A 9,686-nucleotide genomic window follows, 5' to 3' on the forward strand; every position below is an offset into this window, starting at 1 on the left:
AGAAACAACGAAATAGAATAACTGATGAGAAAGAGTAATTACGATAAAACTCCCTCGACGGAAGTCGGGGGCAGGCTCTGGAAAGGCTGGGAGTCTGTTTTGGATAAGTTGAAGGAAGTCTGCAATGGCTTTGAGTTGGCGAACAAAGTTGTTGTCGTCGAATGCTATCAGGGTGTGCATCCGGAAGAGCTAGCTAAACACCTGGCAGCGTTGCAACCTTCATTGATCATTCATTCGGAGAGATTCTTTAAAGGCGTTGAAGAGATTGAAGCGATGACGTATCCTTATCTGACGGACGACCGCCTTTTCGGTCGCCGCGCCTCTTTCCGCTATCCCGATTTCCTGGATGAAAGCCGTATGGAAGCCTGTCGGAAGGAGATACAGGCAACGAGTGGACTCGTTATCGTCTGGGGACCCGGCGCCGCAGAACTGGTGGCCGAGCCGGACGTGCTGGTCTATGCCGATATGGCGCGCTGGGAGATACAACAACGTTTCCGTCGCAAAGAAATAGACGGGCTGGGCGTGAAGAACCGCGAAGAGGCGCCTTCGCTGCATTACAAGCGTGGTTACTTCATCGACTGGAATGTATGCGACGAACTGAAGAAACGGTTACTTCCGAAGGTGGACTTCTGGCTGGATACGCATATCGCAGGAACACCGAAGATGATTACCGGCGAAACTATGCGCACCGGGTTGGAAAAGACTGCCCACCGTCCTTTCCGCGTGGTTCCCTTCTTCGATCCGGCTCCCTGGGGCGGACAGTGGATGAAGGAAGTATGCGACCTGGATAAGACACAGGATAACTTCGGCTGGTGCTTCGACTGTGTACCCGAAGAGAACAGTCTCTATCTGAAAGTAGAAGGGGAGTTGTTTGAAATGGCTTCCAACAACCTTGTATTCTATCAGACCCGCAACCTGCTGGGTGCACCGGTGGAGGCACGTTTCGGGCAGGACTTCCCGATCCGCTTCGACTTCCTCGACACGATGGGAGGGGGCAACCTGAGCTTGCAGGTGCATCCCACGACGCAATATATCCGCGATACGTTCGGTATTTATTATACGCAGGACGAAAGCTACTACCTGCTCGACGCCGGCGAAGGCGCTACCGTCTATCTCGGCCTGAAAGACGGAGTAGACCCGGAGGCCATGATCGCTGCGCTGAACGAGGCGCAGGAGTCGGGCTCCACTTTCGACACCGAGAAATATGTGAACAAATGGCCTGCGAAGAAGCACGACCATTACCTGATACCGGCGGGCACGATCCACTGTTCGGGTTCGGAAGCGATGGTGTTGGAGATTAGCGCAACGCCTAGTATCTTTACCTTCAAACTCTGGGATTGGGATCGCCTGGGACTGGACGGACGGCCGCGCCCGATCAACATCGCCCACGGCTCGCATGTCATCCAGTGGGAACGGCAGACGGATTTCGTTCGCGACCAGTTGGTCAACCATTTCGAACCGCGTGCCGAAGGCGACGGCTGGGTGGAGGAACGTACCGGGCTGCATGAGAATGAGTTTATCGAAACACGCCGCCACTGGTTTACCGGAAAGGTGCCGCACAATACGGGCGGGGGTGTCAACGTTCTGAATGTAGTGGAAGGGGATGAGTTGATCGTCGAAAGTCCGACGAATGCCTTCGAGCCTTTCATCGTTCATTATGCCGAAACATTCATCGTCCCCGCTATCGTAGGCGATTACACGATCCGCCCCTACGGCCTCTCCGAAGGCAAGAATTGCGGCACGATCAAAGCGTATGTACGCACGAAAGGATAATAACCGATATATAACAATATACCATGTATACCAACGATAACCGAATAGTAATGACCCTCGATGCGGGAGGAACCAACCTGGTCTTCTCCGCCATCCGGGGCGGTGAGGAGATAGTGACACCTATCACGTTGCCCTCCTGTGCCTGCCATCAGGATCAATGCCTGGAACAACTCCTGACCGGCTTTACCCATGTCCGCGAACAGCTGCCGGAAGCACCGGTAGCCATCAGTTTCGCTTTCCCCGGCCCGGCCGACTACCCTGCGGGGATCATCGGCGACCTTCCTAACTTCCCCTCTTTCCGTGGAGGCGTGGCCCTGGGCCCGTACCTCGAAGAGAAGTTCGGCATTCCTGTCTTCATCAACAACGATGGAGACTTGTTTGCTTATGGCGAAGCGCTGACCGGTGCCTTGCCGGAGATCAACCGCCGTCTGGAAGAGGCCGGAAGTATCAAACGCTATAAGAACCTGCTCGGCGTGACACTGGGTACCGGTTTCGGTGCCGGTGTGGTGCTGAACGGCAACCTGCTGGTCGGCGACAATGCGGCGGGTGGCGATATCTGGTGCTTCCGTAATAAGAAGTATCAATCTTATATCGTAGAAGAAAGTGTCAGTATCCGTGCCGTGCAACATATCTACCGGTTGCTGTCGGGCGATGCTTCTCCCTTCACTCCCAAAGATATTTACGATATAGCCGAAGGTACTTGTCCGGGCAATCAGGAAGCTGCCCGTTCCGCCTTTGCCGAGCTGGGAGAAATGGCGGGTGACGCCCTGGCGCAAGCTATTACGCTGATCGACGGCCTGATCGTTATAGGCGGCGGGCTGACCGGTGCTGCGAAATATTTCATGCCGTCTCTTCTGAAAGAGATGAACGGCGAAACGGGGATGATGAACGGTAGCCGCTTCAGCCGCCTGCAGAGTAAAGCGTTCAATCTGGACGATACGGCGGAGTTCGAACAGTTCGCCAGGGGAGAGGCCGTGAAGATCGCCGTTCCCGGTTCCGGCCGCATGGTCGATTACGACCCGTTCAAGCGGATCGGTGTAATTATCAGCAAACAGGGAGCAAGCCGTTCGGTGGCCCTGGGGGCTTATGTGTATGCATTAAATCATTTATAAATATAAACTACGCCATGAATAAACACAATCTGTTTACTCCGGTTTTCGGTCTGCTGGCCGGCTTGCTGGCTATCGGTTGTTCGCCTGTGAAAGAGGAGGCGACACAAGAGAACTTATCCCAATATGTTGAGCCGCGCATCGGGACGGCACACTGCCGCTGGTTTCATTTCGCACCTGGTGCAATGCCTTTCGGTATGGCTAAGCCGGGCCCTTCCACCAACGGACATCTGGGTAACAACTCCGGCTGGGAGGCTACGGGCTACGACTACCGCGATACTTCCATCGAAGGTTTTCCCTGTCTGCATGAGTTTCAGGTGGGCGGTATCGCTCTAATGCCTGCCAACGGACCGCTGAAGACGATTGCCGGGCCTGTCGACGACTCGACCGGTATCGGTTACCGCTCACGCTACGACCATTCGGATGAGGTAGTGACGGCCGGTTACTACTCGGTTCTCCTGAAAGATTATAATATTAAAGCAGAGGTGACGGCTACCCCGCGTGTCGCCTTTCAACGTTTCACTTTCCCTGCAAGCGACGAGAGCCGTATCCTTTTCGATATAGGCCATCGATTCGGGGAAAGCGGGCCTGTGAAAGATGCATCCGTTACGCTTAACGACGACGGTACCGTGGAAGGTTGGGTGGTCACCTTACCCGAATATGTGAAGAAATACCAGCCGGGGGCTACGGTTTCCATGTTCTTCTCCGCACAACTGGATAAGCAACCCTCTTCTTGCGGAACCTTTATCGAAGAGGCTGTGCAGGAAGGATCGAAACAGGTATCGGGTCCGGGTGCAGGTCTTTATCTGAACTTTAAGACGGCAGAAGGGGAAGCAGTCACCGCCAGGATCGGCCTGTCGTACACCTCTGTCGAAAATGCCCGCCTGAACCGGGAGACGGAAGCCGGCACGCTGACATTCGACCAGGCACGTGATGCATCCAGCCGGGAATGGGAGAATTACCTCGGACGTATCCGCGTGGAGACACCGGTAAAAGAAGATAAGGTGAAATTCTATACCGGCCTGTATCATGCCCTGTTGGGGCGCGGGTTAGCCAGCGACGTTAACGGCGCTTATCCCCGTAACGACGGGAGTGTAGGTCAGATTCCGCAAGAGAACGGAAAACCTATACATAACTTCTATAATACCGACGGTATCTGGGGCGGACAATGGAATCTGGCACAGGTGTGGGCTTTGATTGCCCCTGAATATTATGCCGATTATATCAGCAGTCACTTACTGGTGTTTAAGGATGCCGGATGGCTGGGCGACGGTATTGCCTGCAGCCGTTATGTTTCTGGTGTAGGTACTAATTTGCTCGGTGCTGTTTTTGCCGGAGCTTATCAGTGTGGTATTCGCAACTATGATGTGGATCTGGCTTATGAAGCTGCGCGGAAGAATGAACTGGATGGTGAAAATCGTCCGCTGGGAGCCGGTAAGGTCGATACGGATAAGTTCCTCGAATACGGTTATGTTCCCCACCTCGATAAAGGGGATGGCCCGGATGAAGCCTTCATGTTCTCGGCTTCGCATACGTTGGAATACTCGTACAGTGCCTGGGCGGTTGCTCAATGGGCTAAGAAACTGGGTAAGACGGACGATTACGATAAATTGATGTGGTTGTCCAAAGGTTGGGAACGTATCTACGATCCTTCTACCAACTTCGTACGCCCCAAGAAGGCGGACGGACAGTTTCTCGCAGACTTCAACCCGATGCAGGTGTGGCGTGGATTCCAGGAAGGCAACGCGTGGCAGTACACCTTCTATGTGCCGCATGATCCGGAAGGGCTGGTTGGTAAAGTCGGTGCCGATGTATTCAATCAACGTCTCGACAGTATCTTTACCGTTTCCCAAAAGCTGATATTCAGCGGTGGTACGGAAGTAGGCGCTTTTGCCGGGTTGCAGACCCTGTATAATCATGGTAACCAACCTTGTCTGCATATCTCCTGGTTATTCAATGAGGCAGGCCGGCCTTCGCTGACGCAGAAATGGGTGCGTGCCATCCTCGACGAGTTCTATGGTACGGACGGTATCCACGGATATGGTTACGGGCAGGATGAAGATCAGGGACAGTTAGGTGCCTGGTATGTGATCGCTTCCTTGGGATTGTTCGACGTGAAGGGACTGACAGACCCGGAACCTTCGTTCGCTTTGGGTAGCCCTGTGTTCGATAAGATTACGATCCAACTGAATAATACTTATTATAAAGGTAAAGAGTTTGTGATCGAAGCAAAGAACAACAGCAAGGATAACGTCTATGTGCAGCAATACCGCCTGGATGGCAAGCCCTATTCCGACATCCGCATCCCATTCGAAACGATTGTAGGCGGGGGTCGCCTGGAGTTGGATATGGGTAATCAGCCGGTGGATAGTTATAAATAGAAAATATGAGTCAATGTGGCAATATGCCAATGTGCCAATTTGGAAAGTTTTGAACCTATTGCTATCTCCATTGGCATATTGGCACATTAGCAAATTGGCTCATTATTGACAATAATTGAAACATACATTATATATATGAACAATAAACAAAACTCAAAAGCCATTTACCCCATCCTCTTCGGGTTCTTTGTGATGGGCTTTGCAGATGTCGTAGGTATTGCTACGAACTATGTGAAGGTCGACTTCGGTCTGTCCGATACGCTGGCTAATTTGCTGCCGATGATCGTATTCCTTTGGTTTGCCCTGTTCTCTGTCCCTACGGGCATCCTTATGGGAAAAGCCGGTCGGCGTAATACCGTGGTGATCGCCCTTGCCATCACTACGTTGGCGATGTTGCTACCTCTGTTCTTTTACGACTTCGCAAGCATACTGATCGCTTTTGCCCTGTTGGGTATCGGCAATACGATCCTGCAGGTCTCGTTGAATCCGATGGTGGCCAACGTAGTCAACCCCGACCGTATCACCAGTGTTCTGACGTTGGGCCAGTTCATCAAGGCGATCTCTTCCTTTCTCGGGCCGATCATTGCCGGGGCCGCCTCTTCTTTCTGGGGCGACTGGAAACTGATCTTTGCCGTTTATGCAGCGACGACTCTGATCTCCACGATCTGGCTGATCTCTACCATCCCCGGAAAAGAAAACCTGGAAGCAGCTAAAGCAACATTTGGAACTACACTATCCCTTTTTAAAGATAAATACATCGTTTCCCTCTTCCTGGGAATCCTTTTCATTGTCGGTATCGATGTGGGTTTGAATACCTCTATCCCGAAGCTGCTTATGGAGCGTACCGATATGGCACTCACCGAAGCGGGGTTGGGTACGAGCCTGTACTTTGCCGCCCGTACGATCGGCTCCTTTGCCGGAGCTTTACTGCTGGCGAAATTCTCCGGTGCCCGTTTCCTGAAATATAGCATGTTCGTAGCGATAACGGCTTTTGTCTTGCTGCTGCTGGTTCCGGGTACGTGGAGCATGTTCGCTATGATCGTTATTGTAGGGCTGGCCTGTGCCAATGTCTTTTCGATCATTTTTTCATACGCCTTCCAGCATAAGCCGGAGCGGGCGAATGAAATATCCGCCCTGATGATTATGGGGGTATCGGGTGGTGCCCTGATCACTCCGCTGATGGGGATTATTTCAGATGGGTTCGGACAGGTGGCCGGGTTGGCTGTCCTGCTGCTCTGTATGCTTTATATTTGTCTTATATCCTTTAGATTAACTAAATAAGAACGCTTATGAAAACACCGAAAGTATTCTTTCTGATAGGCATAGCGCTATTTGCCTTGTCTTTCGCCGTTTGGGGCGCAACAGCTCCTCCGGGTATCGACACGCATGTCTATCCCGCTTTGTATAAATCGAAACAGGGACTGGTACAAAAAGTACGCGTCTCTCTTACACATACCGGAGAGCCGGAGAATGTAACGCTCACCCTTGCCGGGCAAACGCAGAAAGGGAAGCTGAAAGAGGGAGCGAACCAGTTCTTCTTTGAAGTGCCGGAAGTCCAATCTACGCAACGCTTGCCGCTCGTCCTGACAAAAGGGAAGGAGAAGCAATCGACAGAGGTGGAAGTGAATCCCGTCCGTCACTGGCAGATGAATATGGTGCAGCATACGCATACTGATATCGGCTACACCCGTTCTCAGACGGAGATTCTGGCCGAGCATCTTCGTTATATCGACTATGCACTCGACTACTGCGATGCAACCGATAATTACCCCGACTTCGCCAAGTTCCGTTGGACTTGCGAAATAGCCTGGGCTGTCAGCGAATACTTGAAATGCCGTCCTGCCGAACAGATCGCCCGCCTGAAACAACGTGTAAAGGAAGGTCGCATCGAACTGGCCGCTATGTACCTGAACTTCGACGAACTACCTGACGAGCAGACGCTGGCCGCTTCCCTTTATCCTCTGAAACAATTCCGTGAAGCCGGACTGAAAGCCGAAGTCGCCATGCAGAATGACGTGAACGGTATCGGTTGGTGTTTCAGCGAGTTCTTTGCCGATGCCGGTGTGAAGTATGTAAATATGGGAACACACGGCCACCGTGCTCTGATCTGTTTTGATATTCCTACGGTATTCTGGTGGCAGTCGCCTTCGGGAAAGAAGGTATTGACTTATCGTGCCGAGCATTATAATCAGGGTAACTTCTTCGGTGTCCATACCGATAACTTCGAGCAGTTTGAGGAACGTGTTCTCAACTACCTGGGTGAGATGGAAGCCAAGAACTATCCGTATGATATTGTTGCCGCCCAGCATTCCGGTTATTTCACAGATAACTCGCCTCCATCGACAAAGAGTTGCGAAATGCTGATGAAATGGAACGAGAAATACGAATGGCCTAAACTACGTACGGCCGTAGCCAGCGAATTTATCAAAGAGGTGGAGACGAACTATGCCGATAAGATCCAAACGATCCGTGGAGCATGGCCCGACTGGTGGACGGACGGTTTCGGTTCCGGAGCCCGCGAAGCGGCTATTTCCCGTATCACCCATTCGGATATTATCGCCAACCAAGCCGGCTTGTCGTTTGCCGGCATGATGGGAGCGAAATTGCCTACTCAAATAGACAACCAAATCTACGATATCAATAAAGCCCTGCTCTTTTATGACGAACATACCTTCGGTTATAGTGAAAGCGTGCGTGACGCCTATTGTAAGGAAACCTGGGAGCAACGTTCACTGAAACAGTCGTATGCCTGGGAGGCTTACCGTCATTCCGGTCTGCTGGGAGAGGTGACGATGGGATTGTTACAGTCTTTCGTGCCAAAGGCCGAGTATCCCTCCGTTGCTGTTTTCAATACCTTGAACTGGACATATAGTGGCATTGCCAAAGTGTATATCGACCATCAGATATTACCCCGTGAAAAAGCGTTCGAAATTACGGATGCAGCCGGTAATATCATCCCGGCCCAACCGGCAGAGAGTCGTTCCGACGGAACTTACTGGTCTTTGTTCGTGAAAGATGTTCCGGCATTGGGGTATGCACAGTATTATATAAAGGTAAAAGACGAGCCTCGTCCGGAAGTTGTATCTTCCACCTCATTGGAAAAGACGCATGTTGAAAATGCCTGGTATGCCATTGACTTCAATCCGCGTAAAGGAACGATCGGTAAATTGTTCGACAAGGAGCTGAATAAAGAGCTGACTACCCCGAATGCAGAGTGGGAGATGGGTGAGTTTATCTATGAGATTATCGACAGCCGTCATCCGATGGAACAATACCGTGAACCTCAGTTCCTTCGTCGTCGTCCCGAACGTATCCGTTTCGAACGTTACGAGAAGGGGGCTATCTGGGATACCTATCGTTTCCGCGGAGAGACTGTTGCCGGACGCGAACCGAATAACCTGATGGTGGAGTTCCGTGTGTTTAATGTAGATAAGAAGATCGAGATAGTCTACCGTCTGCGTAAGAAGGCTATCACCGATCCCGAAGCGGTCTATATCTCGTTCCCGTTTGAGGTGAGCCAGGGTAAGATCATGCTCGATGTACCCGGTGGTACCATTGAAGCGGGTGTCGACCAGATCCCCGGATCATCGAACGATTGGTATACTGTTCAGAACTTTGCAACGGCACGCAACAGTGAGTCGCAGGTCGTTATGGGAAGCCCGGAGATACCTTTGATGCAGTTCGGCGCCATCAACACCGGACGCTATAAAGCCGGTGCCGTTCCTCAGTCCACGAATATGTATTCCTGGCCGATGAACAACTACTGGGTGACCAATTTCAATGCCGACCAGATGGGTGAATTGCAATGGAGCTACTTTATCAATTCGAGCAAAGACAACTCGGTAGGCTATGCCACCCGTTTTGCCTGGGAGAACCGTATCCCGTTCCTGACCCGTGTATTACCGGCAGGTGCGAAAGGAAACAAAGCGATTTCTCCGGCCTCCGTATTCAATATTGTTCCCGATAATGTTCTATTGGTAAATATGAAACCCGTGGAAGGTGAGAATGCTGTCATGCTTCAGCTTCGTGAAATAGCAGGCAAGCCGGCAACGTTTGCCGTCACTTCCGATAAGGTGAAGTTTACCGCAGTTACCGTTTGCGATGTAGTAGGAGATCCGGTGAAAGGTACTCCCGAAGCGATATTCGCTCCCTGGGAAAATAAGTTTATAAAGCTTTCCTGGTAAGCGCTTACTTAGCCCTATGCAGCAGTTGTGCCATACCTGTGGCACAACTGTGTCACTATAGCTGCACTTTTGTGCCATAGGCATGGCACAGGTATTAGTCTTAAGTATATAATCTGCTGCTACTGCTAAAAACATCATTTATCGAAACAAAAGTGTTAACCACTGTTTCGATAAATGATGTTTTTTCATTAGTGTCCCGTTAAAATCGGGACGAATTAATAATTAATCAAACCATCCCG

5 protein-coding genes are annotated in these 9,686 nt (G+C 51.4%); all 5 read left to right on the plus strand.

The window, feature by feature from the left end:
- Positions 1 to 24 precede the first annotated feature (24 nt).
- The gene (locus QZ076_RS16320) at positions 25 to 1,773 is read left to right on the plus strand and encodes a class I mannose-6-phosphate isomerase (RefSeq protein WP_293714794.1); all 1,749 of its coding nucleotides are present in this window, start codon (positions 25 to 27) and stop codon (positions 1,771 to 1,773) included.
- Positions 1,774 to 1,796: 23 nt separating this feature from the next.
- Positions 1,797 to 2,885, plus strand: coding sequence for an ROK family protein (locus QZ076_RS16325; RefSeq protein WP_293714795.1), 1,089 nt, complete (start codon positions 1,797 to 1,799; stop codon positions 2,883 to 2,885).
- A gap of 14 nt (positions 2,886 to 2,899) precedes the next feature.
- On the plus strand, positions 2,900 to 5,263 hold the full coding sequence (locus QZ076_RS16330; protein ID WP_293714797.1) for a GH92 family glycosyl hydrolase: 2,364 nt from the start codon (positions 2,900 to 2,902) through the stop codon (positions 5,261 to 5,263).
- Positions 5,264 to 5,398: 135 nt separating this feature from the next.
- Entirely contained in the window at positions 5,399 to 6,544 is a 1,146-nt protein-coding gene (locus QZ076_RS16335) for an MFS transporter (protein ID WP_293714798.1), read from the plus strand.
- 8 nt (positions 6,545 to 6,552) lie between these two features.
- On the plus strand, positions 6,553 to 9,447 hold the full coding sequence (locus tag QZ076_RS16340; protein ID WP_293714800.1) for a glycosyl hydrolase family 38: 2,895 nt from the start codon (positions 6,553 to 6,555) through the stop codon (positions 9,445 to 9,447).
- The last annotated feature ends 239 nt before the right edge of the window (positions 9,448 to 9,686 follow it).

The sequence above is a fragment of the uncultured Parabacteroides sp. genome, from assembly GCF_905196875.1.
In the GTDB taxonomy this organism is placed as follows: domain Bacteria; phylum Bacteroidota; class Bacteroidia; order Bacteroidales; family Tannerellaceae; genus Parabacteroides.

Bases quoted from the DNA above. Each gene is read 5' to 3' on its own strand.
- QZ076_RS16335 (WP_293714798.1), top strand. From the start codon at position 5,399: ATGAACAATAAACAAAACTCAAAAGCCATTTACCCCATCCTCTTCGGG.
- QZ076_RS16340 (WP_293714800.1), top strand. From the start codon at position 6,553: ATGAAAACACCGAAAGTATTCTTTCTGATAGGCATAGCGCTATTTGCC.
- QZ076_RS16325 (WP_293714795.1), top strand. From the start codon at position 1,797: ATGTATACCAACGATAACCGAATAGTAATGACCCTCGATGCGGGAGGA.
- QZ076_RS16320 (WP_293714794.1), top strand. From the start codon at position 25: ATGAGAAAGAGTAATTACGATAAAACTCCCTCGACGGAAGTCGGGGGC.
- QZ076_RS16330 (WP_293714797.1), top strand. From the start codon at position 2,900: ATGAATAAACACAATCTGTTTACTCCGGTTTTCGGTCTGCTGGCCGGC.